Here is a 24,292-nt window from a genome sequence, read left to right as displayed (position 1 = left end):
CCGCGAAGGGCGCCTTCTCATTGGGTCTCAGCCACAGATCAGTCGATCATTGGCAGCAGCTTGTCCAGCGACTGCTTGGCGTCGCCATAGAACATGCGGGTGTTCTCCTTGTAGAACAGCGGGTTTTCGATGCCCGAATACCCGGTGCCCTGCCCGCGTTTCGAGACAATCACCTGCTTGGCCTTCCAGCATTCCAGAACCGGCATCCCGGCAATGGGGCTGTTCGGGTCTTCCTGCGCCGCAGGGTTCACGATGTCGTTCGAGCCAATGACGATCGCCACATCTGTTTCCGGAAAGTCGTCGTTGATCTCGTCCATTTCCAGCACGATGTCATAGGGCACTTTGGCCTCGGCCAGCAGCACGTTCATGTGGCCCGGAAGACGGCCCGCGACGGGGTGGATGGCAAAGCGCACATTCTTGCCCTTGGCGCGCAGCTTGCGGACCAGTTCGCTGACCGATTGCTGCGCCTGCGCCACCGCCATTCCGTAGCCGGGGATGATGATGACGCTGTCGGCATCGTTCAACGCTGCTGCAACACCGTCGGCGTCGATCGCCACCTGTTCGCCTTCGACCTCCATCTGGGGCCCCGAAGTGCCGCCAAAGCCGCCCAGGATCACGCTGACAAAGTGACGGTTCATCGCCTTGCACATGATGTAGGACAGGATCGCACCCGACGAGCCAACCAGCGCGCCGACCACGATCAGCAGGTCGTTGCCAAGGCTGAAGCCGATCGCGGCCGCCGCCCAGCCCGAGTAGCTGTTCAGCATCGACACCACCACCGGCATGTCGGCGCCGCCGATGCCCATGATCAGGTGATAGCCGATGAACAGCGCCGCCAGCGTCATCAGGAACAGCGGGAAGAAGCCACCCGAAGCGGTGTACCAGATCAGACAGATCAGCGAGAGGCCAGCCGCCGCCGCGTTCAGCGCATGCCCGCCCGGCAGTTTGGTGGCCGCCGAGGTGACCTTGCCGGCCAGCTTTCCATAGGCCACGACCGAACCGGTAAAGGTGATCGCACCGATGAAGATGCCCAGGAACAGCTCGACATGCAGAATGGCCAGCTCGGCCGGGGTTTTCTTGGCGATCAGTTTCGCGAAGGCGCCCAGATCCGACAGGTCGGCATCCTTGGCCGCGTCAACGATCGCAAAGACTTCGGCGACATTCTTGATCTCGAAATGGGCGTTGTACCCGACGAAAACCGCCGCCAGACCCACCAGCGAGTGCATGGCGGCCACAAGCTGCGGCATCTCGGTCATCTGGACGCGCTGCGCCACGTATTGACCGATCAGACCACCGCCGATGATCAGCAGCAGCGACAGCAGCCACAGACCCGATCCGGGACCGACCAGCGTGGCAAAAACCGCCAGCGCCATGCCGACGATGCCGTACCAGACCGCGCGCTTGGCGCTTTCCTGGTTCGACAGGCCGCCGAGCGAAAGGATGAACAGAACAGCCGCAACGACATAGGCGGCAGTGGTGAAGCCAAATTCCATGTGCCCGGCCTCCTTAAGATTTCTGGAACATGGCGAGCATGCGCCGGGTTACGAGGAAACCGCCGAAGATGTTGATCCCGGCCATGAAGATCGACAGCGCCGCCAGCAGAATGACGAGGAAAGACCCCGACCCGATTTGCATCAACGCGCCCACGATGATGATCGAGGAAATCGCGTTGGTGATCGCCATCAACGGTGTGTGCAGACTGTGGCTGACGTTCCAGATCACCTGGAAGCCTACGAAAACAGCCAGCACGAAGACGATGAAATGCTGCATGAAGCTGGCAGGAGCCACCAGCCCCACCAGCAGCATCAGCGCTCCACCCACGCCCAGCAGGGTAACCTGTTGCTTGGTCTGCGCCTTGAAGGCCGCAATCTCTTGCGCGCGTTTTTCTTCGGGCGTCAGTTCCTTGACTTCGGCCTTGGGTTTGGCCGCGATGGCCTGCACCTTGGGCGGTGGTGGCGGGAAGGTGATCTCGCCTTCGTAGGTGACGGTCGCGCCACGGATCACGTCATCTTCCATGTTGTGATTGATCTGACCGTCCTTGTCGGGGGTCAGGTCAGTCATCATGTGACGGATGTTGGTCGCATAAAGCGACGAGGACTGAGCCGCCATCCGGCTGGGGAAGTCAGTATAGCCGATGATGGTCACGCCATTGTCGGTCACGACCTTTTCATCCGGCACGGTGCCTTCGACATTGCCTCCACGCTCGGCCGCAAGGTCCACAATGACCGAGCCGGGCTTCATCGCCTTGACCATATCCTCTAGCCACAGCTTGGGGGCCGGGCGGTTGGGGATCAGGGCCGTAGTGATGACGATGTCCATCTCGGGCGCAAGTTCGCGGAACTTGGCCAGCTGAGCATTTCGGAACTCCTCGGACTGAACCGAAGCATACCCACCGGTGGCCGAGCCATCCTGCTGTTCTTCTTCAAAGTCCAGATAGACGAATTCGGCGCCCATCGACTCGACCTGTTCAGCGACCTCGGGGCGCACATCGAACGCATATGTGATCGCGCCAAGCGACGTCGACGTCCCGATGGCGGCCAGACCGGCCACGCCGGCACCAACGATCAGAACCTTGGCCGGCGGCACCTTGCCCGCGGCCGTCACCTGGCCGGTGAAGAAGCGGCCAAAGTTGTTGCCCGCCTCAATCACCGCACGGTACCCGGCGATGTTGGCCATCGACGACAGCGCATCCATCTTCTGTGCACGGCTGATGCGGGGCACCATTTCCATCGCGATGACATTGGCGCCCTTGGCTTTCGCCAATTCCATCCCTTCTTCGTTCCCTGCCGGGTTGAAGAACGAGATCAGCGTCTTGCCCTTGGTCAGACGTTTCATTTCGGTCTCGGTGGGCACGCGCACCTTGGCGATGATGTCCGACAATTTCCACAAAGAGGCAGCTGTCTTGACGATTTCGACCCCGACGGCCTCGTAAGCCTCGTCTGAGAAACCGGCGGCAGCACCAGCCCCCTTCTCGATGGCGCATTCATAGCCCAATTTCTGCAGCTGCACGGCTGACTCCGGAGTCATCGCGACCCGGTTCTCGCCTTTCAGTATTTCCTTTGGCGTGCCTATTTTCACCGGCAAGTCCCCCTAATTTTCACTCTGACCGAGCGGGTGGTCGGTATTGTTTGTTAAGCAAAGATCTATCCTGCGCAACATTATTTCGCAAGCGCAGCATTCATTACGTTGTGTCACGGGTCGGCGCATTTCAGATCCACCGACGGGTTTTGCGTTCGTAACGCGCGAAATCCGCACGGAAGGTGCGGCGCAGGCGGTCCTCTTCGGGCAGGATGAACCGCCGTTCCAATACCCAGACGAACACAGGAACCAAAACCAGCGACAGAACCGCATCGAAGCGCAGGATCAACCCGGCAAGGATCAGGACATCGCCCAGATAGATCGGATTGCGGCTGCGCTTGTAGATGCCCGATTGCACCATTGCGGTGGGTGTTTCATGCGGAATGACCGTCGTACGGTGGCGGCGGAATTCGACGATTGCCAGAACCGCCAGCAGGATACCTCCACCGATCAGCAGCCCGCTTAGCAGGTCGGTCAACCCACCTTCCAGCGACAGGCCGAGCGGCAGATAACGGCCCTGCAACCAGGCCAACACCGCGAAGCCCAAAAGCCACAGTGGCGGTACGTCGATACGGCGCATGAGCATCCCTTTTGAACGACGACATGCACCGACACATGTCGCTTCCGGGCCAAGTCCTACCGCTTTCAGACCCCGATGGCAAAGCATCTTGGCCTTGCGGTCGAATATTGTGCACCCGGGCCACAAACAGGCGGGCGTGGACAGCCCGGCACCGATCCGATACCCCGGTTCGGACACAAGAAAACACCGGGATTTATCATGACCGACTTCGCCGCCACCAAAGCCATGTTCCACCTGCCGGAAGGCGTTCTGTACCTTGACGGCAACTCGCTGGGTCCTCTGCCCAAGGCGGCGGCCGCGAAGGTGCAGAAGATGCTGACCGAGGAATGGGGTCAGATGCTGATCACCGGGTGGAACAAAGCCGGGTGGATGGGCATGCCGACCGACCTGGGCGATCGGATCGGCCGCCTGATCGGCGCCGCGCCCGGCACGGTCGTGGTGGGCGACACGCTGTCCATCAAGGTGTATCAGGCGGTTGCCTCGGCGTTGGAGCTGAACCCGGGGCGCAAGGTGGTCCTGTCGGACAATGGCAACTTCCCTTCCGATCTCTACATGGCTGACGGGCTGCTGCGCTCGCTGGGCGAGGAGTACGAGCTTCGGGCCGTGGACCCCGAGGCCGTGGCCGAGCACATCACCGACGAAATCGCCGTGCTGATGTTGACCGAGGTCGACTATCGCACCGGCCGCAGGCATGACATGAAGGCGCTGACCGATCTGGCCCATGCTCGGGGCGTCATCACGGTGTGGGATCTGGCCCACTCTGCCGGGGCCATCCCGGTGGACCTTGCCGGGTGCAACGCCGATTTCGCGGTGGGGTGCACCTACAAATACCTCAACGGCGGCCCGGGCGCCCCGGCCTTCATCTATGTCGCGCCGAAATGGTCCGACACCGCGCGCCCGGCCCTGTCGGGATGGCTGGGGCACCAGGCGCCGTTTGCCTTCGACCTGGACTATCGCCCCGGCGCGGGCATCGAGCGCATGCGCGTCGGCACGCCGCCCGTAATCCAGATGACCGCGCTGGCCGCGGCGATGGATATCTGGGACATGGCCGACATGGATGATGTGCGCGCCAAGTCCATCGCCCTGACCGAACAGTTCATCCAGCAGGTCGAGGCCACCTGCCCCGATCTGGAACTGGCTAGCCCCCGCGACCCCGCGATGCGTGGCAGCCAGGTCTCGTTCCGGTTTGCCGACGGGTACGCGGCGATGCAGGCCCTGATCGCCCGCGGCGTGATCGGGGATTTCCGCGCGCCCGACATCATGCGGTTCGGCTTCACGCCGCTGTATATCGACGAAGGCGACGTGACACGCGCCGTGGATATTCTGACCGACATCATGCAGAACCGTTTGTGGGACAAAGCGGAATACAAAATCCGGCAGCGGGTTACCTGACCTCAAGCCCCGCGCCGATCAGCGCGGTCAGCTGGGCAATGCGCTGCTCGAACTCATCAGCGTTCGAGGCGGTCATCTTGATCCCCTTCAGTGCGGCGGTGATGGTCCGCGCGGTCTCGGCCGGACCGTCCGGCAGGCGCACGCGACCGGCCGCCAGTTCGCGCTTTAGCCATTCGGCGTAGAGAGCCGCCAGCGCCGCCTCGCCCTCGGCCACGATGTCGGCGGCTGTGGACTTGCTGGTATCCAGCATCTCAAGCCCATGTGGCGAGGCCAGAATGGCCGCCATCCCGGCGATTTGCGCGTCAATCGCCCGCGCTAGGATCTCGGACACCGCTCCGTCGCCCTGCAGCGCCTGCGCCACCGCCGCGATCTTTTCGGCGTAATGCGCCTGTGTCAGGCTGCGAACGATGGCCTCTTTGTTCTTGTAATGCAGATAGACCGCCGGACGGGACATACCCGCGCCACGCGCTATGTCATCCATCGAGGTCTTGCGGAACCCATAGGCGGAAAAGGCCTGAAACGCCGAAGTCAGGATCGCCTTTGCCCGTATATCATCCAGTTTTTCCGCCATGAATTGACCTCTGACAGTTTCGCGCGAAATTGTCAATTGACGCACTGACATTTTTCATCAATTATGTCAGACACCAGCCACAGCCAAAAGAGGTGCGCCATGGCGACCACGCTGACGATCAACGGAAAGCCACATCAGGTCGATCTGCCCGACGATGTCCCCCTTCTGTGGGTGCTGCGCGACGAGGTGGGCCTGACCGGAACCAAGTTCGGCTGCGGTGTGGCCGCCTGCGGAGCCTGCACGGTGCAGATCGACGGCGAGGCCGTCCGCTCGTGCCAGGTTGCCCTATCCGATGTCTGGGGCGAGGTCACCACAATCGAAGGGTTGGGGACGCCCGACAACCTGGCCACGATCCAGCAGGCCTGGATCGACCATCAGGTCGCGCAATGCGGCTATTGCCAGTCGGGGCAGATCATGCAGGCCGCCGCGCTGCTGGCTGAAAACCCTGCCCCCTCTGACGAAGAAATCGACGAGGCTATGCAGGGCAACCTGTGCCGCTGCGGCACCTACCCCCGCATCCGCGCCGCGATCCACGACGCCGCCGCCAAGCTGAAGGAGGCCTGATCCATGGCCAGTATCGGAAAAATCCTGCGCCGCACCTTCCTGATCGGGTCTGCCGCCATCGTCGGCGGCGTGGCTTTCGGCGTCTATTACGTCAACCGCCCGGCCAAGAACCCGCTGAAACCGGGCGACGGCGAAGCGGCCCTGAACCCCTTCATCCTGATCGACCAGAACGGCGTGACCCTGTTTGCGCCGCGCGCCGAGATGGGCCAGGGCGTGAAAACCACCTGGGCCGCCCTGATCGCCGAGGAACTGGACGTGGATCTGGATCAGGCCACCGTTCTGCACGGACCTGCGGCGGCGGCCTATTACAACTCGGCCTTGATCGGCGAGAGCCTGCCCAACAAGGGCTATGACGTCTCGAACTTCCAGCACAACCTGGGCGAGGCCCTGGGCGTGATCGGCAAGGCGCTCAGCCTGCAGGTCACCGGCGGCTCGACCTCGATGAAGGACGGGTTCGAGCGGATGCGCGCGGCTGGTGCCTCGGCCCGCGAGACGCTGAAACAGGCCGCCGCCGACCGGTTGGGGGTGGATCGGGCTCAGTTGAAGACCGCTTCGGGCCATGTCATCGCGCCCGATGGAAGCAAGATCGCCTATACCGAGCTGGCCGCCGATGTGGCGCAGATGGAACCCATCGAAGCTCCGCTGCGCGACCCGTCCGAGTGGCGTTATCTGGGCCGGACCCTGCCGCGTCTGGACATGGTGGAAAAGGCCACCGGCACCGCCCAGTTCGGCGTTGACGTGCGCCTGCCCGGCATGAAGTTCGCCAGCGTCCGGATGAACCCCAAGCTGGGCGGCCAGATGAACGGTTTCGACGACAGCGCCGCCAAGGCAATGCCGGGTGTCGAAAAGGTTGTCGATCTGGGCAACGGTGTTGCGGTTATTGCCACCAACACCTGGCTTGCCGACCAGGCGGTCGAGGCCATCGACGTCGATTGGGGCGAAGCCCCCTATCCGCCCGAAACTGACGCCATCTTTGCCGAGATCGCCAAGGCCTTCGACGCGGACCCGAACTCGACCATGCGCGATGATGGCGATGTCAGCACCGTTCCCGAAGGCGCGACAGTGATCGAGGCCGAATACACCGTCCCCTACCTGGCCCACGCCACGATGGAACCGATGAATGCCACCGCGCTGTTCACCGGCGACGCGTTGGAACTGTGGTGCGGGAACCAGGCGCCTACCTTGATACAGTTCCGCGTTGCCAACACCGCGGGTCTGGATACCGAAGTCGTCCAAATCCACACCACCTATCTGGGCGGCGGGTTCGGTCGCCGCGGAGAGTTGGATTTCGGCGAAATCGCAACCAAGGTGGCCATGGCAATGCCCGGCACTCCGGTCCAGACGACCTGGAGCCGCGAAGAGGATATGCGTCACGACTACTACCGTCCCGGTGCGATGGCGCGGATGCGCGGTGCGGTTCAGGATGGCAAAGCAGTGCTGATCGACGGTGCGGTCGCCGCGCAGTCCTGCACGCAGCAGGCCGTCGAGCGCTATACCGGAATGCCCGGCGCTGGCCCGGACAAGGTTCTGGTCGAAGGGTTCTTCAACCAGCCTTACGCGGTGCCCAACTATCGCATGAGCGGCCATATCGCCGATCTGAAGATCCCGGTGGGCTTCTGGCGCTCGGTCGGCAACAGCCACAACGGGTTTTTCCACGAGACCTTCATCGACGAGATGGCCCATGCCGCCGGACGCGACCCGCTGGAGTTCCGGCTGGAGCTGATGCGCGACGAACACGCGCCCTCGGCCGGGTGCCTCGAGGCGGTGCGCGACATGTCCGACTGGACGGGCAAGACCCCCGATGGCGTGGGGCGCGGCGTGGCCTTCACCTACAGCTTCGGCACCCCGGTCGCGCAGGTGATCGAGGTGGTCGACGAAGACGGCACCATCCGCATCAGCAAGGCCTGGTTCGCCTGCGACATGGGGCTGGCGCTGGACCCTGAAAACGTCAAGGCGCAGATGTTCGGCGGCATGATGTATGGCCTGTCGGCGGCTTGCTACGGCGAGATCACCTTCGCCGATGGCGAGGTCGAACAGATGAACTTCCCCGACTATGACGCGCTGCGCATGCACACCGCGCCGCAGGTTGAGGTTCAGGTGTTGGAAACCAACCGCTTCATGGGTGGCGCGGGCGAGCCCGGCACGCCGCCCTCGATGCCGGCGCTTGGCAACGCGCTGTTTGACCTGACCGGCCAGCGCGCTCGGACCCTGCCGCTCAACAAGCAGTTCAACCTGCTGGTGTGAAACGAAAAAAGACCGGCGCGGTGATTGCCGCGCCGGTCTTTTGAAGAAATCCGAGAGCCGATTGTCAGGCCGATTGCCGCACCGGCGTCGGCATTGCACTTGCCGACCAAGCCCGCACCGCGTCGCCGAAAGCCTGAAACAGAGGCCGCGACACCGGGTCATTCGCGGCATCCCATTCCGGGTGCCACTGAACCGACAGGGTGAACCCGGGCGCATCCTGGATATAGATCGCCTCGGGCGTACCATCCGGCGCGTGGCCGTCGATCGCCACGCCCTTGCCCACCGTCTTGATGCCCTGCCCGTGCAGCGTATTGGTCATCACCTCACTGGCACCGAACAGGCGGTGGAACACCCCGCCCTCGGTCAGCTTGACCACATGGCGCAGGGCGAATTTCTCTTCCAGCGTGCCATCGGGCGGCATGCGGTGGTTCATCCGGCCGGGCAGATCGCGGATTTCCGGGTACAGAGTGCCGCCCATGGCCACGTTGACCTCCTGGAAGCCCCGGCAGATGCCCAGAAAGGGCTGGCCGCGTTCCACGCAGGCCCGTACCAGCGGCAGGGTGATGGCATCGCGCGCCCGGTCGAATTCGCCATGTGCGTCAGTTGCCGACTCGCCGTATTCCTCGGGGTGAACGTTGGGGCGGCCACCGGTCAGCAAGAACCCGTCGCACACCTCAAGCAACTCGGTCACGTCGACATAGCGCGGATCGGCCGGGATCAGCAGCGGCAGACAGTTCGAGACATTCGCGACCGCGTCCGAATTCATCGTCCCCCCGGCATGGGTGGGGTACTGGTCGTTCATCAGATACGAATTGCCGATGATGCCAACGACGGGTCGGGACATTGTGCTACCTTGCTGTTTTACTTGAACTGGTCGGAAATTATCCGCCCCTTCAATAACGTGCAAGAAAACACGCCCTGCACCATGGCGCAAGGACGTGTTCAGATACGCACATATTGTTCCCGATTTCCGCAGATTACTTGACCGATTTCCCGCAAGATGCGGCCGCGGCGGAACGGCGCTTGTGCAGATCAGGTCTCGCCGGTCAGCCCGGCGGCCTCGATCCCGGCCATGGCGGCTGCGGCGTCGTTGTCCGAGGTGTCGCCGGTTACCCCGACTGCCCCGATCACCGCGCCCTTGCGGTCGCGCAGCAGCACGCCGCCCGGAACCGGAACGACCTGCCCGCCATAGACCCCGTTCACCGCGGCCATGAAATAGGCCTGCGCCTCGGCCCGCTGCATCTGGGCGGTGCCTGCCATGCCCAGCATGACCGATCCATAGGCCTTGCCATGGGCAATCGCGAACCGGCCGGGGGCCGCGCCGTCCTCACGCTCGAAGGCGATGACATGGCCGCCGGCGTCCAGAACCACCACCGACAGGGGTTTCAGGTCCATCTCGCGCCCTTTCTCAAGGGTTTTGCGAATGATGGTGCGGGCCTTTCTGAGTGAAACCGACATGATATTTTCCTCTGTCTGCGGTGGTCTGCCCCGGTTCTAGCCCTGACTGGCTTTCAGTTCCAGCCGCCGCGCATGCAGGACCGGCTCGGTATAGCCCGAGGGCTGCACCCGCCCCTTGAACACCAGATCGCAGGCGGCCTGGAAGGCGATGCCGTCGAACCCCGGCGCCATGGGCCGATAGGCCGGGTCGTCCGCGTTCTGGCGGTCGACCACGGCGGCCATCTTCTTCATTGCGGCCATAACCTGATCAGCGCCGATCACGTCGTGATGCAGCCAGTTGGCCAGCGCCTGGCTCGAAATCCGGCAGGTGGCGCGATCCTCCATCAGACCCACGTCGTTGATATCGGGCACCTTCGAGCAGCCGACGCCCTGATCGACCCAGCGCACGACATAGCCCAGGATGCCCTGCGCGTTGTTCTCGATCTCGCGGGTGATTTCATCGTTGCTGAGGTTGCGGCCGCCCAGCAGCGGGATGGTCAGCAGATCATCGAGCGTGCCGCGCGGGCCTCCGGCGGCGATCTCGTCCTGACGGGCCAGAACGTCCACCTTGTGGTAGTGGGTCGCGTGCAGGGTCGCTGCGGTGGGCGACGGCACCCAGGCGCAGGTCGCACCGGCCATGGGGTGGCCGATCTTGGCATCAAGCATCTCGCCCATCCGGTCGGGCATGGCCCACATGCCCTTGCCGATCTGCGCCCGACCCTTCAGTCCGCAGGCCAATCCGATATCGACATTGCGATCCTCGTAGGATTGGATCCACGGCGTATTCTTCATGTCGCCCTTGGGCAGCATCGGCCCGGCCTCCATCGAGGTGTGGATTTCATCCCCCGTCCGGTCGAGAAACCCGGTATTGATGAAGGCCACGCGCGATTTCGCGGCGCGGATGCATTCCTTAAGGTTTACCGAAGTCCGGCGCTCCTCGTCCATGATGCCCAGTTTCACGGTGTTGCGCGGCAGGCCCAGAATATCCTCGACCATGCCGAAGATTTCGACCGAGAACGCCACCTCTTCGGGTCCGTGCATCTTGGGCTTGACCACATAGACCGAGCCGTGGACCGAGTTGCCGCCATCACGCTGCAGGTCATGCATGGCGATCAGTGTGGTGCACAGCGCGTCCATCAGCCCCTCGCCGATCTCGTTGCCGTCGGCGTCCAGCACGGCGGGGTTGGTCATCAGGTGGCCCACATTGCGCACCAGCATCAGCGACCGGCCCTTCAGGCTGCCGGCCGATCCGTCGGGCCGGGTAAAGGCGATGTCCTCGGACAGTTTGCGGGTAAAGGTCCGGCCGCCCTTCGTGACCTCTTCGGTCAGATCGCCCTTCATCAGGCCCAGCCAGTTGCCGTAGGCCACGACCTTATCCTCGGCATCGACACAGGCCACCGAGTCTTCGCAGTCCATGATGGTGGACAGGGCCGATTCCAGGCGCACGTCGGAAATGCCCACCGGGTCCGAGGCGCCGATGGTGCTGGACGGATCGATCATGATCTGGATGTGCAGGCCGTTGTTCTTCAGCAGCACGAAGTCCGGGGCCTCGGCCGCACCGCCGAAGCCCACGAATTTCCCGAGTTCGGCCAGCGCCGGGACCAATGCACCGCCTTCGACCTTCAGACCGGCCACATCGGCCCAGCTACCGTGGGCCAGCGGCGCGGCCTCGTCCAAAAACGCCTTGGCCCACGCGATCACCCGCGCACCGCGCGCCGCGTCATAGCCGCCCCCCTGCGGCAGGTCGCCCATCGCGTCGGTGCCATACAGCGCGTCATACAGGCTGCCCCAGCGGGCATTGGCCGCGTTCAGGGCAAAACGCGCATTGGTGATCGGCACCACCAGTTGCGGGCCGGGCGTCGCGGCGATCTCGGGGTCGACATTCGCCGTGTCGATCTGGAAATCGGGGCCTTCATCCAGCAGATAGCCGATCTCGCGCAGGAACGCCTGATACTCGGCCATGTCGATGGGTTGCCCTTTGCGCGCAAGGTGCCACGCGTCGACACTGCCCTGGATATCCGAGCGCTTTTGCAGCAGATCTCGGTTTTTTGGGCCAAACTCGGACACCATCCGCGAAAGACCAGCCCAGAATGCATCGGGCTCAACGCCCGTTCCGGGAAGCGCGCGTTCCTCGATGAAATCGATCAGAACCTGATCTACGTCCAATCCGCTCCGGATAGCTCTGCCGTTCATGACTCGAATCTCCTGCCCATCGTGTGCCGTTGTATGCAGTCTTCAATTAGGGGCATTGTTTCCGATAGGCAACTTGCCGCTGCATCAATCCGTCCTTCCATTCCGGCTGAAACAGCTTCAAACCGTACAAGGTAATGCCGCCCTGACCCGCCTGCTTGCAGCGCCACGGCGATCCTCCTAACGTCGCGCGGGAACACACCGACACGAGGCCCCAGATGCGCGACGCCGCCCCCACTACGATCTACCTGTCCGACTATTCGCCCTTCGGTTTTCTGGTCGACAGCGTTCGCCTGACCTTCGATCTGGCCCCGCACGCAACGCGCGTGACATCGCGCATCGCGTTCCGGCCCAATCCGCAGGCCACCGACCGCACGTTCTTTTTGCACGGTGAAGACCTGAAACTGATCCGCGCCAGCATCGACGGCACCCCGATCACTCCTGACGTCACCGACAAAGGCCTGACCGCCAGCGTCCCCGACGCGCCGTTCATCTGGGAGGCCGAGGTCGAGATCGACCCCGGCAACAACACCGCGCTCGAAGGGCTCTACATGTCCAATGGCATGTACTGCACCCAGTGCGAGGCCGAGGGGTTCCGCAAAATCACCTTCTATCCCGACCGGCCCGACGTGATGACCACCTTCACCGTGCGCATCAACGGCGACCTGCCGGTGCTGCTGTCCAACGGCAACCCGACGGGCAAGGGCGAAGGCTGGGCCGAATGGACCGACCCCTGGCCCAAGCCCGCCTATCTGTTCGCTCTGGTCGCCGGTGACCTGCTTGCCCATTCCGACAGCTTCACCACCAAATCGGGTCGGCATGTGGATCTGAACCTGTGGGTCCGGCCCGGGGACGAGGGCAAATGCGCCTTCGGCATGGAAGCCCTGAAGCGGTCGATGAAATGGGACGAGGATGTCTATGGCCGCGAATACGATCTGGACGTGTTCAACATCGTCGCCGTGGATGATTTCAACATGGGCGCGATGGAGAACAAGGGGCTGAACATCTTCAACTCGTCGGCGGTACTGGCCAGCCCTGAAACCTCGACCGATGCCAATTTCGAACGGATCGAGGCGATCATCGCGCATGAGTATTTCCACAACTGGACCGGCAACCGCATCACCTGCCGCGACTGGTTCCAGCTGTGCCTGAAAGAGGGGCTGACCGTGTTCCGCGACGCACAGTTCACCTCGGACATGCGCTCGGCCGCGGTCAAGCGCATCCATGACGTGATCGACCTGCGCGCGCGCCAGTTCCCCGAGGACAACGGGCCGCTGTCGCACCCCGTGCGCCCCGAAAGCTTTCAAGAGATCAACAACTTCTACACCGCGACCGTCTATGAAAAAGGCGCCGAGGTGATCGGCATGCTGAATACGCTGGTGGGGGACGAGGCCTATTCCAAAGCGCTGGATCTGTATTTCGAACGCCATGACGGGCAGGCCTGCACGATCGAGGACTGGCTGAAAGTGTTCGAGGACACGACCGGCCGCGACCTGACCCAGTTCAAGCGCTGGTACAGCCAGTCCGGCACGCCCCGGGTGAAGGTCGAGGAGGATTGGGCCGACGGCACATATACCCTGACCCTGTCCCAGACCACACCGCCCACGCCCGGCCTGCCCAAAAAGCTGCCGCAGGTGATCCCCGTGGCCGTGGGCCTGCTGGGCCCGAATGGCGACGAGGTGCGCGGCACCGAGGTCCTGGAACTGACCGAAGCGCGCCAGAGCTTCACCTTCGAGGGGCTGGCCGCGCGGCCCGTCGCCTCGATCCTGCGGGGGTTCTCGGCGCCGGTGATCCTTGAACACGACCGCCCAAACGCCGAACGCGCGTTTTTGTTGGCCCATGACACTGATCCGTTCAACCGCTGGGAGGCCGGACGGACGCTGGCGCAGGATACCCTGCTGCGCATGATCACCCAGGACGCGGCCCCCGATGCCGAATACCTGGATGGTCTGCTGGCCGTTCTGCGCGACGCCGAACTGGACCCGGCCTATCGCGCGCTGATGTTGGGCCTGCCGACCCAGTCGGAACTGGCCGCCGCGCTGCACGAACAGGGCGAAACGCCCGACCCGATGGCGATCTGGCGCGCGGTCGAGACCCTGCGCCAGGCCACCGCCCAGCACATGCAAGACCTGTTGCCCCGCCTGCACTCCGAGGCGCTGGTGGACGGCCCCTATTCGCCCGATGCCGAACAGGCGGGCAAGCGCGCCCTGGGCAGCGCCGCGCTGGCCCTGACCACCCGGCTGGACGGCGGGGCGATGGCGGCCGAGGTCTATGCCAAGGCCGACAACATGACCCTGCAGCTTAGCGCTTTGTCCTGCCTGCTGCGTGCTGGCAAAGGTCAGGCGGAACTGGCGGCATTCTACAACCAATGGCGCCATGACCGGCTGGTGTTGGACAAATGGTTCGGGCTTCAGGCCTCGCTGGCCGCCCCGGACGATGCGCCGCGGATCGCCCGCGCCCTGTCCGAGCATCCGGATTTCAACTGGAAGAACCCCAACCGGTTCCGTGCGCTGATGGGTGGGCTGGCAATGAACCATGCCGGGTTCCACCACGCCAGCGGCGAGGCCTACGCCCTGCTGGCCGACTGGCTGATCCGGTTGGACCCGGTCAACCCGCAGACCACCGCGCGCATGTGCACCGCCTTCCAGACCTGGAAACGCTATGACGCCGACCGTCAGGACCTGATCCGCGCCCAACTGACCCGCATCGCCGAAACCCCGAACCTGTCGCGCGACACGACCGAGATGATCTCGCGCATCCTCGGGGCATGACGGCGCCCGAGGGCTCCGGGTTTCGCTTTACCCGACACAACCGGTCGCCCCGCAGCATCGCCATCCTGGCCGCTGTCTATGCGGGGCTGCTGGCACTTGTGCTGGTTTTCGGCGCGGCCTGGTGGCTGATCGGGTTGCTGGCGCTGGGCACCCTGCCCGCGTTGTGGGACGTGCTGCGCGACACCGATGCCGGGCTGAACCTGGACCCGGCCAAACTGAGCTGGCATTCGGGCGCGCGGCAGGGCGAGATCGACCTGACCGAGATCGACTTCTTCCGCTTCGACACGCGCTGGGATTTTTCCGTGCGCGTTTCGATTGTGTTGACCAGCGGCAAGCGGTTGCGCCTGCCGGACGAGTCCCTACCGCCGCACAAACAGCTGGAACAGGCGCTGCAACAAGCCGGCTTCCGGGTTGATCGGCACCATTTCACGGTTTTCTGAAACGATTCACGGAATCCGCGTAGATTGATCCTGTCTGATCCATTGAAGCAGAAAGTTTAATGTTAGAATCCTTGAACTGGTCACAATTCCGGTTCAGAATTCATCGCTAGTTAACAAGTTTGTACAGTTTCGAGTGTTTTCGATGTTCCGGTCGTTCTGGGCAGGTCTTGCCCGTATCAATCCCATATCAACTCACGTGGCTCCGGTTTCGGACGCGGGTTCCCGCTGTCTGGAAGATGTCGGGCGTCTCAATATTCCCGTTGCGGAACTGGGTGCGGCTGACCTGATCGGGCGGGACATGATCGAACGCGGGCGCCATCTTGCTCGGCAGGATCGTTGGGCCGAACTGTCAACCGAGATCCGGGCCGCGGACCAAGCGCGGACAACAGCCCCGGACGGGCTGCCCATCGCCGATCTTCTGGCATTTGGCGCGCGATCGGATGTTGTCCTGGCCGCCGAACACGCGCTGTCCGACGGCGGTGCGATCGCCGAGTACGACCTGCTAGGCGGTATTTCCGAGCTTGAGGGTGTGAAACAGGATCATCCCGATGATCCGATGATTGCTCTCATCGTCGCTCTGGCCCACATCGATCTGGCATGGGCGTGGCGTGGCACGGCTCTGGACGCGGCGCTACCGCCGCTGCATCGTTCACGCTGTGCTGCACATTTTGACCGGGCTGCAGCCATCCTGCCCGAGTGCCGCAAGGCGCTGCCGGACAGCCCTGTGGTCGCCGCCGCCGACTGTGCCCTGCTGGCTGGTCAGCGCACCCAGCGGGCCCGGGTGGCGGATCAGTACGAACGCCTTATTTCGCTGGATCCGCGAAACCATCGACACATGCGCGCGATGGGCAGCCACCTGCTGCCGCGATGGTTCGGCAGCTATGAAGAGCTTGAGGTGCAGGCCCTGCGCAATGCCGCGAACACGCGCGACACGTGGGGTGCCGGCGGATACACGTGGGTTCAGTTCGACGCAATTGCCTTGGATGAACAAGCCTGCGCGCGGCTGGACGTCGAGTATTTTCTGGAAGGTCTGCGCGACATTGTGCAACGGATGCCGGACCAGCAAACGATCAATCTGCTGGCCTCGTATTGCGCGATCACGGTGCAGAATGGGTTCGGTCTGGATGACAAGGCCGATCTGGTCCGGTCCCAAATCCGGGAGGCCGCCCAATGGCTGATCCGCGATCATTTGACCGAACTGCACCCGCTTATCTGGGCCCACGCGGCCAACGGGTTCAACAACTCGGTCCGCGTCAACTCACCCGAGCGGTTCGCGGCACGTGGACAGCGTGACGCCTTGCGCGCCATCGGTGATCTGTTCCGCGAGGAATTGCGCAACGGGACCGACGTGACCTTCACGCCTTCAGGTCTGCAACTGACCAGCCACTGAGAATTGCGTCTCGGCGCCCTTTGCCCCTTGCCCCTTGGCCTTGCCGGGCATAATACCCATGCCTGAACTTCTGCGGAAATGAGGCGCGCCATGCTCGACTTGACCTATGAACTGCCCAAACCCAAGACCATCGCCGGTGCCAAGCACGACTGGGAACTGGTGATCGGGATGGAGGTGCACGCGCAGGTCTCGTCCAATGCCAAGCTGTTCTCGGGGGCATCGACCAAATTCGGGGCCGAGCCGAACTCGAACGTGTCTTTCGTGGATGCGGCCATGCCGGGCATGCTGCCGGTGATCAACGAATTCTGCGTGGAACAGGCAGTGCGCACGGGTCTTGGCCTGAAAGCGCAGATCAACCTGAAATCGGCCTTTGACCGCAAGAACTATTTCTATCCCGACCTGCCACAGGGCTACCAGATTTCCCAGCTGTATCACCCGATCGTGGGCGAAGGCGAAGTTCTGGTGGAACTGGGCGACGGCACCGCGCGCATGGTGCGCATCGAGCGTATCCACATGGAACAGGACGCAGGCAAATCGATCCACGACATGGATCCGAACATGTCCTTCGTCGACCTGAACCGCACCGGCGTTTGCCTGATGGAGATCGTCAGCCGCCCCGACATCCGCGGCCCGGAAGAGGCCGCCGCCTACATCGCCAAGCTGCGCCAGATCATGCGTTATCTGGGCACCTGCGACGGCAACATGCAGAACGGCAATCTGCGGGCCGACGTGAACGTGTCGATCTGCCGTCCGGGCGACTATGAGAAATACATGGAAACGCAGGACTTTTCGCACTTGGGCACGCGTTGCGAGATCAAGAACATGAACTCGATGCGTTTTATCCAGCAGGCCATCGAGGTCGAGGCGCGTCGCCAGATCGCCATCGTCGAGGCCGGCGGCAAGGTCGAGCAGGAGACCCGCCTGTATGACCCCGACAAGGGCGAGACGCGCTCGATGCGGTCCAAGGAAGAGGCGCACGACTATCGCTATTTCCCGGACCCCGACCTGCTGCCGCTTGAGATCGAGCAGGCTTGGGTCGATGACATCGCCGCCAAGCTGCCCGAGCTGCCGGACGAGAAAAAGGCCCGTTTCATCAACGATTTTGGCCTGACTGACTATGACGCCTCGGTGCTGACCGCCGAGGTTGAATCGGCCGTGTACTTCGAAGAGGTCGCCAAGGGTCGCAACGGCAAGCTGGCCGCGAACTGGGTCATCAACGAGCTGTTCGGCCGCCTGAAGAAAGACGACCGCGACATCACCGACTCGCCGGTTTCGCCCGCGCAGCTGGGTGAGATCATCGACCTGATCGCCTCGGACGCCATCTCGGGCAAGATCGCCAAGGACCTGTTCGAGATCGTCTATACCGAAGGCGGCGACCCGGCGCAGATCGTCGAAGAGCGCGGCATGAAGCAGGTGACCGACACCGGTGCCATCGAGGCTGCTTTGGACGAGATCATCGCTGCCAACCCGGCCCAAGTCGAGAAGGCCAAGGTGAACCCAAAGCTGGCCGGCTGGTTCGTCGGACAGGTGATGAAGGCCACCGGCGGCAAGGCCAACCCCAAGGCGGTCAACCAGTTGGTTGCGCAGAAGCTGGGCCAATAAGGTCTTTCCATTTGTACAGGCCGGGCAGCCGGGTTTGCCCGGTTGCTCAAAGTTTTACCCGGAGTTCTTGACGCCTTCCAGGCTCGAGGCGGCGCTTGACTCGGGCGGCCGGTTGCGGCCTTTGTCTTGGCCAGAGAGGTAAGGTGCCATGCAGAACAGATTTGACCAGGAGCTGGAGGAGCGGCTGGTTCGCTATGCGGCCATCGACAGCCAGAGCGACGAAAACTCGCCCACCACCCCCAGCACCGAAATCCAGTACGACATGCTGAACCTGCTGCGGCAGGAGTTGACCGAAATGGGCGCGCAGGATGTGACCATGACGGGCTATGGCGTCGTTCTGGCCACCATTCCGGGCACCGCGCCGGGGCCGACCATCGGCTTTCTGGCCCATGTGGACACCGCGCCGCAGTTCAACGCGACCGGGGTCAAGCCGCGGGTCATCAAGGGCTACAATGGCGGCGACATCACCTTTCCCGACGATCCGTCGCTGGTGCTGTCCCCAGCCGAGCATCCCTATCTGGCCAGCAAGGTCGGCGACGACCTGATCACCGCCTCGGGCACCACGCTACTGGGCGGCGACGACAAGGCGGGCGTGTCGATCATCATGACCATGGCCGGGCACCTGCTGGCCGATAGGACGATCGCGCATGGACCGATCCGCATCGCCTTTACCCCCGACGAGGAAATCGGCCGCGGCGTGACCGAGGCGCTTCCCAAGGATCTGGGCGCCGACTTCGCCTATACGCTGGATGGTCAGCAACTGGGCGAGATCGAATACGAGAGCTTCTCGGCCGACCGGGCGGTGATCAGGATCGAGGGCGTTTCGATTCACCCGGGCCTGGCCAAGGACAAGATGGTGAACGCGACCCACCTGGCCGCCAAGATCGTGCAGACGCTGCCGCAGGCCACCATGACCCCCGAAGTCACCGACGGGCGCGAAGGGTTCATCCACGTGACCGACCTGAACGGCGGCTCGTCCGAGATGGAGATCAAGCTGATCCTGCGCGACTTCGAGATGGACGGGCTGGAAGCCAAGGGCGAGCTGGTGCACAAGGTCTGTGATGCAGTACAGGCCAGCGAACCGCGCGCCAAGATCAGCGTCGAGATCAGCCACCAGTACCGCAACATGCGCTATTGGCTGGAAAAGGACATGACACCGGTAGATCTGGCGCGCGAGGCCTGCCGTGACATGGGGATCGAGCCGGTCTCGGTTCCGATCCGCGGCGGCACCGACGGGTCGCGCCTGACCGAATTTGGCACCCCCTGCCCCAACATCTTTACCGGGATGCAATGCATCCACGGGCCGCTGGAGTGGATCTCGGTCCAGGACATGGCGGTGGCGACCGAGCTGTGCCTGAAGATCGCCTCAAAGGCGACGCATGGGGAAAGCAACAGTCGAGGCTGAAATTCGCCGGGGCGTGAAGTTTTCTGTTCCCCGTCCCGGACGGAACGATACATTGCCCGCCAACACCAGTTCAGGAACCATTGATGCAGCGTTACGAATACAAGGTCGTCCCGGCCCCCAAGAAAGGCACCAAAGCCAAAGGGGTCAAAACACCCGAGGGCCGGTTTGCCGTCACCATCGAGCAATTGCTGAACGAGTTGGGTGCGAAAGGCTGGGAGTACCAGCGCGCCGAGCTGCTGCCCAGCGAGGAGCGGGTCGGCCTGACCGGAACCGCGGAAAACTGGCGCAATGTTCTGGTGTTTCGCCGTGCGGTCGAAACCGAAGTCGCCAACGATGACGTCGCCGCCCTCCTGACCCCGCCAGAAGAGGATGACACTCCACTGGCACGGCCGGTTCCTGGCCCGGACGATGCGGCTGCGGCGGGTCAAGTCGAGGCTCCGGCCCGCATCGCGCAGGATCATGACGACCCGCCGCTGACGCTGAAGCCGGCCAAGTCAGAAGATGCCCCCAAAGCGGATGCCGAGGAAGAGAAAGAAAAGCCCGACAGCTAGGCGAAGGCCCCGTCAGGCCGGCGCGGCACCGTAGGCGTTTTCGGCCTGCTCGCTGGGTTGAATGTAGAAATACAGAAGGATCAGCGTACCGATCAGCGGAATCAAACCGATCAGGATCCACCAACCGGACCGCCCGGTGTCATGCAGACGGCGCACACCCACCGCGATGTTCGGCACGATCACGCCCAACGAGACTAGCCACGACAGCGGTTGACCGGCTTCCGAAGCGAAGGCATCGAAGCCCAGCAAAGGCGCCACCACCGCACCGTCTATCAACTGTGTGACAACCAGCACCAAAAAGAGCGCCAACACCCACCACCAGAACTCGGAGCGCGGCGCGCGCCCCTGAAAGGTTGCGTATTTTGACAGCACCGTACGAACGGCGTGGCTCATCTGTTCCATAGTTTCCTCCGCGCAAATCACGGGAAACATAGCAGATTATTGGAAAAAACCGACAATAATCGGAAAAGTCGGGCGGAAGGCTTCAATCACCGATGTCCAAAGCCAGGGCGTGGATGCGCGGAACGATGTCGCCCAGGGCCTTGTGAACGGCCCTGTGACGCGCAACGCGGGACTGCCCCTGAAACGCGGCAGCGCGAATTCGGACATTGAAGTGGCTTTCGCCGCCTTCCTGAAACCCTGCGTGGCCGCGATGGCGTTCACTGTCGTCCACGACTTCCAGCTCACGCGGGTTGAACTCGGCCTGAAGTCGCTGGCGGATTTCGTCGGTCACGGTCATTTTTACGCTCAGCGGCAAATATTTTGCCGCGCCCCTCTTCTACTTTCGATCACTTAGATTAAACTGCTGCCTCCGAGTCGAAAAGACGCGTTCATGAGGATGAGCATATGGTGAAATCAGATCCCTTCGGATTCGACATGTCGGTGTCCAGCGCCAAAAAGAAAAATCCGCGCGGGCGTCGGGGCATGTCGGGCGCGTCCGAGACCTCGACCCGGGTCTGTGACCACGAAGGATGCCAGGAAGCCGGCAAGTTCCGCGCGCCCAAGGCACCGGATGTGCTGGACGACTTTTTCTGGTTCTGCCAGCAGCACGTGCGCGAGTATAACCAGAAGTGGAATTTCTTCGACGGCACCACCGAGGCCGAGCTGAACGCCCAACGGTCGAAAGACAAAGTGTGGGAACGCGAAACCAAGCCCATGGGCGACCCCGAGGCGCGGGCCTGGGCCCGGCTTGGCATCGAAGATCCGCATCAGGTTCTGGGCGAAAACGCGACCAAGAACCCCGGTCGGGCCGCAACAGGCCGTCGCCTGCCGCCTACTGAGCGTCGTGCGATCGAAATCCTCGAAGCTAGGGACACCTGGACCAAGGCCGAAGTTCGCAAAGCCTACAAAAAGCTGATCAAGGTGCTGCACCCGGACATGAACGGCGGCGACCGCAGCCAGGAAGAACAGCTGCAGGAAGTCGTCTGGGCCTGGGATCAGATCAAGGACAGCAGAAACTTCAAATAGCGGTTTTAGTGCGCGAACGTATCGCGTAACGCAGCAGCTTCGGGGCGTTTTAGGCAACGTAGGCGCGTTTGCTCAAAAGCGGATGCCGCGTTTCGCAGTTCGGGAAATAGCACACGGAGTTCCTCGGCATCTTCCCGATCGAAGGACATCACCGCCATTTCACCTAAGAACAAACTTTCAGTTGGCAAACCATTCGACAACAGTATCGCGTGGCGACAGCAAGCAATATGGTAGTATGTAACGGGATCATACGTATTTACTTGGCGAATTGTATGATCGTTAACGAGATGAACTGCCGCGGCGAAAACTTTTGGCTCTCCGAACAGCAACTCTGCGCGCCAACCCTCCACGACAATCCTATGTTGTGGAGAAACGTACAAATCTCGGTCAGGCAGTCCTTTTCCGAATGCACCTTTCTGAATGCAAACCGGACGTAACTGGGGGTTTCGCTTCAAAGCTTCTGCCTGCAGGGTCTTCTCTCCGATCCACTCGATGCGTAGCAGTTCACCACTGGAAGCACGCACTTTGTCACCAACAGCGAGTTCCTCAACAGCGCGACAGCCACTTTCAGTTTCAATCAATGTCCCTTTCACGAAACACGGCACCGTTCCAGCGGGCAACCTAACGGTTACCCCAATCGAGGCATTGTTGCCATTTCCAGGCCCGCTGGAGGCTCTGACGATCAAACTCAGAGTTGTATTTGGGGGAACAATAACCCCCGGCTGCAGGTCCACTGTTAGTAAACCAGCACTGGAAATCGTAACCGAGTAATCTGAAGGGGAAAGAAGTCCGTCATCTGTTACAGATACAAACCAAGACGCTGGCTTGCTGGAGTCGTAGTCCACAGAAAATGTGTCCGTGTTCGGAGGAAAGAAAATCCTCGTTGGACCGGTAATTACTAAAGCCATGGCAACCTTTTACTTAAACTAAGTCCGAAATAGTGTACCACCTCCACAACACATTTCAATATCTGCACGTGACGAGCCGCAAGTTGTGACGATTTCTTGTGGCATTTGCCCGAGGTCACTTTCCCGTTCGCCGAAAGTGTTGCCCTGCCTAGTTTCTACACGTCCTTAGGATGACGCTGAATCCAGAAACTGCCATCTCGACGTCTGGTATTGCCACCTGACAGTTCTGGCTCGCGACTAGCAAAGAAATCTGCTGTGTGCTTGAGCAACTTGCAAAAAGCCCCATGAGACCATTTTTCATATGTCTGATAAGGTCATTTTCAACATTTGGATTATTGAATACTTACCTGCATACAGCATTTCCGACACATGGATCGGCATGTGCGTCCGAACAGGCCGCAGTGCCTTTGTTGACAAACGCGGCTTGACCTGCACCTGGTACGCGTCGCGACCAAGGATCGCCCGCGCGTCAATAGGGCCAGTTTGAAAGAAAAACCTGCTCACCTTTCCAAGGGGGCCGCTTTCCCTTGCCCTTATCTGCAATATGTTGCACCACACACGGGTTCAAACCCGGCAAAACGGGCCAAAGGATAAGGACAAGGCGAATGGCTGACGGATCGACCGATATCAACGCAAAACCCACCGAAGAGATCTCGGTCCGTGACGTGTTCGGGATCGACAGCAATATGTCCGTCAAAGGGTTCGCCGAAAGCAGCGACCGCGTTCCGGCAATCGACCCTACCTACAAGTTTGATCCCGAAACCACGCTGGCAATTCTGGCCGGGTTCACCCACAACCGCCGGGTGATGATCCAGGGCTATCACGGCACCGGCAAATCGACCCATATCGAGCAGGTCGCTGCGCGACTGAACTGGCCGGCCGTGCGCGTCAATCTGGACAGCCACATCAGCCGGATCGACCTGATCGGCAAGGATGCGATCAAGCTGCGTGATGGCAAACAGGTGACTGAATTCCACGAGGGCATCCTGCCCTGGGCGCTGCGCAACCCTGTGGCCATCGTGTTCGACGAATACGATGCAGGCCGCGCCGACGTGATGTTCGTGATCCAGCGGGTTCTGGAGCATGACGGCAAGCTGACCTTGCTGGATCAAAACGAGATCATCACGCCGAACCCCTATTTCCGCCTGTTCGCCACCGCCAACACCGTGGGCCTTGGTGACACCACCGGCCTGTATCATGGCGTTCAGCAGATCAACCAGGCCCAGATGGACCGCTGGTCGCTGGTGGCGACGCTGAACTATCTCAGCCACGACGCCGAGGTCATGATCGTTCTGTCCAAAGCGCCGCATTACAACACCGAAAAAGGCCGCAAGACCGTCAGCCAGATGGTCACCGTTGCCGACCTGACCCGGACGGCGTTCATGAACGGCGATCTGTCGACCGTGATGAGCCCGCGTACCGTTATCAACTGGGCGCAGAACGCCGAGATCTTCCGCGACGTGGGCTACGCCTTCCGCCTGTCTTTCCTGAACAAATGCGACGAGCTGGAACGTCAGACCGTTGCCGAGTTCTATCAGCGTTGTTTTGATGAAGAACTGCCGGAAAGCGCGGCCAGCGTGAGCCTGGGTTGATGGCATCGGCTGCGCCCGGTTCGGGCGCAACGCCCCCGGCGGGGACATCGGGGACCAGATGAAGACGGGGTCCGGTCACTTCGACCGGGCGTCGGGCCTAAGGGCGTGAG

Annotated in this window: 21 protein-coding genes; 11 read left to right on the top strand and 10 right to left on the bottom strand. The window is 62.1% G+C overall.

What is annotated here, in order from left to right; genetic code table 11:
* Positions 1-38: 38 nt before the first annotated feature.
* The 3 genes from ACR3EK_RS04455 to ACR3EK_RS04445 form a co-directional block, all read right to left on the bottom strand.
* Positions 39-1,493: an NAD(P)(+) transhydrogenase (Re/Si-specific) subunit beta gene (locus tag ACR3EK_RS04455; protein WP_093964877.1), complete on the bottom strand. Its 1,455-nt coding sequence runs from the start codon at positions 1,491-1,493 to the stop codon at positions 39-41.
* Positions 1,494-1,506: 13 nt separating this feature from the next.
* Positions 1,507-3,078, bottom strand: coding sequence for a Re/Si-specific NAD(P)(+) transhydrogenase subunit alpha (locus ACR3EK_RS04450; RefSeq protein ID WP_170357314.1), 1,572 nt, complete (start codon positions 3,076-3,078; stop codon positions 1,507-1,509).
* 130 nt (positions 3,079-3,208) lie between these two features.
* Entirely contained in the window at positions 3,209-3,658 is a 450-nt protein-coding gene (locus ACR3EK_RS04445) for a methyltransferase family protein (RefSeq protein WP_170450700.1), read from the bottom strand.
* Positions 3,659-3,856: 198 nt separating this feature from the next.
* Between ACR3EK_RS04445 and kynU the strand changes: the two genes are divergently transcribed.
* Positions 3,857-5,050, top strand: a complete 1,194-nt coding sequence (gene kynU / locus ACR3EK_RS04440; protein ID WP_480632779.1) for a kynureninase — start codon at positions 3,857-3,859, stop codon at positions 5,048-5,050.
* On the opposite strand, the gene ACR3EK_RS04435 is transcribed toward kynU, so the two are convergent.
* Entirely contained in the window at positions 5,043-5,621 is a 579-nt protein-coding gene (locus ACR3EK_RS04435; protein WP_480632778.1) for a TetR/AcrR family transcriptional regulator, read from the bottom strand. The two genes, kynU and ACR3EK_RS04435, sit on opposite strands and share 8 nt — an antisense overlap.
* 99 nt (positions 5,622-5,720) lie before the next feature.
* Between ACR3EK_RS04435 and ACR3EK_RS04430 the strand changes: the two genes are divergently transcribed.
* Positions 5,721-6,185: a (2Fe-2S)-binding protein gene (locus ACR3EK_RS04430; protein WP_480632777.1), complete on the top strand. Its 465-nt coding sequence runs from the start codon at positions 5,721-5,723 to the stop codon at positions 6,183-6,185.
* A 3-nt stretch (positions 6,186-6,188) separates the two neighbouring features.
* Positions 6,189-8,429, top strand: a complete 2,241-nt coding sequence (locus ACR3EK_RS04425) for a xanthine dehydrogenase family protein molybdopterin-binding subunit (RefSeq protein ID WP_480632776.1) — start codon at positions 6,189-6,191, stop codon at positions 8,427-8,429.
* Positions 8,430-8,493: 64 nt separating this feature from the next.
* Here ACR3EK_RS04425 and ACR3EK_RS04420 read toward each other — a convergent pair whose 3' ends face one another.
* From ACR3EK_RS04420 to ACR3EK_RS04410, 3 genes are all read right to left on the bottom strand, one after another.
* A complete protein-coding gene (locus ACR3EK_RS04420) occupies positions 8,494-9,273 on the bottom strand; it encodes a gamma-glutamyl-gamma-aminobutyrate hydrolase family protein (RefSeq protein ID WP_480632775.1) in 780 nt (259 codons plus the stop codon).
* A gap of 188 nt (positions 9,274-9,461) precedes the next feature.
* On the bottom strand, positions 9,462-9,887 hold the full coding sequence (locus ACR3EK_RS04415; RefSeq protein WP_093964871.1) for a GlcG/HbpS family heme-binding protein: 426 nt from the start codon (positions 9,885-9,887) through the stop codon (positions 9,462-9,464).
* 36 nt (positions 9,888-9,923) lie between these two features.
* On the bottom strand, positions 9,924-12,059 hold the full coding sequence (locus ACR3EK_RS04410; protein WP_480632774.1) for a malate synthase G: 2,136 nt from the start codon (positions 12,057-12,059) through the stop codon (positions 9,924-9,926).
* A gap of 215 nt (positions 12,060-12,274) precedes the next feature.
* Between ACR3EK_RS04410 and pepN the strand changes: the two genes are divergently transcribed.
* From pepN to ACR3EK_RS04380, 6 genes are all read left to right on the top strand, one after another.
* Positions 12,275-14,827: an aminopeptidase N gene (pepN, locus tag ACR3EK_RS04405; protein WP_480632773.1), complete on the top strand. Its 2,553-nt coding sequence runs from the start codon at positions 12,275-12,277 to the stop codon at positions 14,825-14,827.
* Positions 14,824-15,267 carry a hypothetical protein gene (locus ACR3EK_RS04400; protein WP_170340328.1) on the top strand — a complete coding sequence of 148 codons (444 nt, stop codon included), beginning with the start codon at positions 14,824-14,826 and terminating at the stop codon, positions 15,265-15,267. The genes pepN and ACR3EK_RS04400 overlap by 4 nt, the downstream gene beginning before the upstream one ends.
* A 196-nt stretch (positions 15,268-15,463) precedes the next feature.
* Positions 15,464-16,657 carry a hypothetical protein gene (locus ACR3EK_RS04395; RefSeq protein WP_342355350.1) on the top strand — a complete coding sequence of 398 codons (1,194 nt, stop codon included), beginning with the start codon at positions 15,464-15,466 and terminating at the stop codon, positions 16,655-16,657.
* A gap of 90 nt (positions 16,658-16,747) precedes the next feature.
* Positions 16,748-18,259 (top strand): Asp-tRNA(Asn)/Glu-tRNA(Gln) amidotransferase subunit GatB, encoded by a 1,512-nt coding sequence (gatB, locus tag ACR3EK_RS04390; RefSeq protein WP_170365804.1) that lies wholly within the window; start codon positions 16,748-16,750, stop codon positions 18,257-18,259.
* Positions 18,260-18,407: 148 nt separating this feature from the next.
* On the top strand, positions 18,408-19,664 hold the full coding sequence (gene pepT, locus ACR3EK_RS04385; RefSeq protein ID WP_480632772.1) for a peptidase T: 1,257 nt from the start codon (positions 18,408-18,410) through the stop codon (positions 19,662-19,664).
* 83 nt (positions 19,665-19,747) lie between these two features.
* The gene (locus ACR3EK_RS04380) at positions 19,748-20,215 is read left to right on the top strand and encodes a DUF4177 domain-containing protein (RefSeq protein ID WP_170441955.1); all 468 of its coding nucleotides are present in this window, start codon (positions 19,748-19,750) and stop codon (positions 20,213-20,215) included.
* A gap of 12 nt (positions 20,216-20,227) precedes the next feature.
* On the opposite strand, the gene ACR3EK_RS04375 is transcribed toward ACR3EK_RS04380, so the two are convergent.
* On the bottom strand, positions 20,228-20,617 hold the full coding sequence (locus ACR3EK_RS04375) for a DUF805 domain-containing protein (RefSeq protein WP_170340933.1): 390 nt from the start codon (positions 20,615-20,617) through the stop codon (positions 20,228-20,230).
* An 82-nt stretch (positions 20,618-20,699) separates the two neighbouring features.
* Complete coding sequence (locus ACR3EK_RS04370; protein ID WP_093964863.1) at positions 20,700-20,954, bottom strand: BolA family protein; 255 nt, start codon at positions 20,952-20,954, stop codon at positions 20,700-20,702.
* Between the two features lie 107 nt (positions 20,955-21,061).
* Here ACR3EK_RS04370 and ACR3EK_RS04365 point away from each other — a divergent pair, with 107 nt between their 5' ends.
* The gene (locus tag ACR3EK_RS04365; protein WP_480632771.1) at positions 21,062-21,682 is read left to right on the top strand and encodes a J domain-containing protein; all 621 of its coding nucleotides are present in this window, start codon (positions 21,062-21,064) and stop codon (positions 21,680-21,682) included.
* Between the two features lie 5 nt (positions 21,683-21,687).
* Here the strand turns inward: ACR3EK_RS04365 and ACR3EK_RS04360 are convergent, their stop codons facing one another.
* Positions 21,688-22,527 carry a Hint domain-containing protein gene (locus tag ACR3EK_RS04360; RefSeq protein ID WP_480632770.1) on the bottom strand — a complete coding sequence of 280 codons (840 nt, stop codon included), beginning with the start codon at positions 22,525-22,527 and terminating at the stop codon, positions 21,688-21,690.
* Positions 22,528-23,195: 668 nt separating this feature from the next.
* Between ACR3EK_RS04360 and cobS the strand changes: the two genes are divergently transcribed.
* A complete protein-coding gene (gene cobS / locus ACR3EK_RS04355; protein WP_093964859.1) occupies positions 23,196-24,182 on the top strand; it encodes a cobaltochelatase subunit CobS in 987 nt (328 codons plus the stop codon).
* The last annotated feature ends 110 nt before the right edge of the window (positions 24,183-24,292 follow it).

The organism is Ruegeria sp. BC8 (assembly GCF_056535705.1).
This window is presented reverse-complemented; position numbering and strand designations above follow the sequence as displayed.

Coding starts and splice junctions, on each gene's coding strand:
- pepN (WP_480632773.1), top strand. CDS start 12,275: ATGCGCGACGCCGCCCCCACTACGATCTACCTGTCCGACTATTCGCCC.
- ACR3EK_RS04365 (WP_480632771.1), top strand. CDS start 21,062: ATGGTGAAATCAGATCCCTTCGGATTCGACATGTCGGTGTCCAGCGCC.
- gatB (WP_170365804.1), top strand. CDS start 16,748: ATGCTCGACTTGACCTATGAACTGCCCAAACCCAAGACCATCGCCGGT.
- ACR3EK_RS04430 (WP_480632777.1), top strand. CDS start 5,721: ATGGCGACCACGCTGACGATCAACGGAAAGCCACATCAGGTCGATCTG.
- pepT (WP_480632772.1), top strand. CDS start 18,408: ATGCAGAACAGATTTGACCAGGAGCTGGAGGAGCGGCTGGTTCGCTAT.
- ACR3EK_RS04380 (WP_170441955.1), top strand. CDS start 19,748: ATGCAGCGTTACGAATACAAGGTCGTCCCGGCCCCCAAGAAAGGCACC.
- ACR3EK_RS04445 (WP_170450700.1), bottom strand. CDS start 3,658: ATGCGCCGTATCGACGTACCGCCACTGTGGCTTTTGGGCTTCGCGGTG.
- ACR3EK_RS04420 (WP_480632775.1), bottom strand. CDS start 9,273: ATGTCCCGACCCGTCGTTGGCATCATCGGCAATTCGTATCTGATGAAC.
- kynU (WP_480632779.1), top strand. CDS start 3,857: ATGACCGACTTCGCCGCCACCAAAGCCATGTTCCACCTGCCGGAAGGC.
- ACR3EK_RS04435 (WP_480632778.1), bottom strand. CDS start 5,621: ATGGCGGAAAAACTGGATGATATACGGGCAAAGGCGATCCTGACTTCG.
- ACR3EK_RS04415 (WP_093964871.1), bottom strand. CDS start 9,887: ATGTCGGTTTCACTCAGAAAGGCCCGCACCATCATTCGCAAAACCCTT.
- ACR3EK_RS04375 (WP_170340933.1), bottom strand. CDS start 20,617: ATGGAACAGATGAGCCACGCCGTTCGTACGGTGCTGTCAAAATACGCA.
- ACR3EK_RS04400 (WP_170340328.1), top strand. CDS start 14,824: ATGACGGCGCCCGAGGGCTCCGGGTTTCGCTTTACCCGACACAACCGG.
- ACR3EK_RS04455 (WP_093964877.1), bottom strand. CDS start 1,493: ATGGAATTTGGCTTCACCACTGCCGCCTATGTCGTTGCGGCTGTTCTG.
- ACR3EK_RS04370 (WP_093964863.1), bottom strand. CDS start 20,954: ATGACCGTGACCGACGAAATCCGCCAGCGACTTCAGGCCGAGTTCAAC.
- ACR3EK_RS04425 (WP_480632776.1), top strand. CDS start 6,189: ATGGCCAGTATCGGAAAAATCCTGCGCCGCACCTTCCTGATCGGGTCT.
- ACR3EK_RS04410 (WP_480632774.1), bottom strand. CDS start 12,059: ATGAACGGCAGAGCTATCCGGAGCGGATTGGACGTAGATCAGGTTCTG.
- cobS (WP_093964859.1), top strand. CDS start 23,196: ATGGCTGACGGATCGACCGATATCAACGCAAAACCCACCGAAGAGATC.